The 1,124-nt window shown below is 57.3% G+C and carries 1 protein-coding gene and 1 pseudogene; both read right to left on the bottom strand.

What is annotated here, in order from left to right; genetic code table 11:
* Positions 1-845: ABC transporter ATP-binding protein (locus tag A3AY_RS0113690; protein ID WP_018326232.1), on the bottom strand; the 845-nt coding region annotated here is incomplete at its 3' end.
* A gap of 90 nt (positions 846-935) precedes the next feature.
* Positions 936-1,124 (bottom strand): annotated as a pseudogene (locus A3AY_RS40125) (ABC transporter substrate-binding protein); the annotation flags it as partial.

The raw sequence follows: 1,124 nt of genomic DNA on the forward strand, positions 1-1,124 counted from the left end.
TGATCGTTGAAGCCGAGCTCCGGTGAATCCAGAACATTTGCTTCTCCCAAGAAGTTGGCAACGAAGCGAGTAGCTGGCCGGTCGTAGAGTGCTTCAGGTGTGTCCAGCTGCTCGATTCTGCCGCCCCTCATGACCACGATGCGGTCCGACAGCGTGAGCGCCTCTTCCTGGTCATGGGTAACGCAAATGGTAGTTTTTCCAAACTCGCGATGGAGGCCTTTGATCTCCCCCTGCATCTGTTCTCTGAGGTTTCTGTCCAGGGCGCCAAGTGGCTCATCCAGGAGAAGGATGGGAGGATCAGCGATAAGGGCGCGCGCAAGAGCGACGCGCTGCTGCTGGCCGCCGCTGAGTTGCGAGGGCATGCGCTCACCGAATGTGTCCAGGTGGACTCGCTTGAGCATTCGTTCAACCAAAGGAGCCCGCTCGCTCGCCTTCATGCCACGCATTTCGAGGGGGAACTCGAGATTCCTTCGAACCGTCAGGTGCGGAAATAGTGCGTAACTTTGAAAGACGATGCCCTGGTCTCGGCCGTATGAAGGCACGGCTGCAACAGACTTGCCTGAGATCAGAATGTCGCCCTTCGTAGGAGACTCAAATCCCGCTAGCATCATCAGCGCGGTGGTTTTACCCGAGCCGCTCGGACCCAGGATGGTCAGAAATTCGCCTCGCCGAACGGTGAGTGAAAGCTCGGTGACGGCAGCGACCGGGCCATACATTTTCGTGACGTCGCGAAACTCAATTTGGGCGGGGACGCGGTCTTCCAATTTCTGATCCTCGGTAGTTGCCTGTGTTGGCAGTTTCGCGACGGGGTGTTCATCCGACCGCAGGTGAGCAGACTGAAACATACTGCTGTCCTCCATCTGTGGCGCCCAAAACGCCTATGTTGCGTTGCCAATGTGTCGCCGTGCGACACATTGGCTTCGAGCGTGCGCTGCTTACTGAATGACCCAGTCGCTCCAGCGCTGCACAAGGCGCTGAATATTCGAGAGACCATCGGGGCCAACTTCGGAATACCAGGCGCCATTCAGAAGGATCGCCTTCTCAAGATACTTGGGATGGCTGGGCAACGTGAGACCAAGCTCCTCGGATATTAGCTTAAATGCGTTCCGGTTGGTGGGGCCTTC

It is taken from the genome of Rhizobium giardinii bv. giardinii H152 (assembly GCF_000379605.1).
GTDB classification, from domain to species: Bacteria; Pseudomonadota; Alphaproteobacteria; order Rhizobiales; family Rhizobiaceae; genus Pararhizobium; species Pararhizobium giardinii.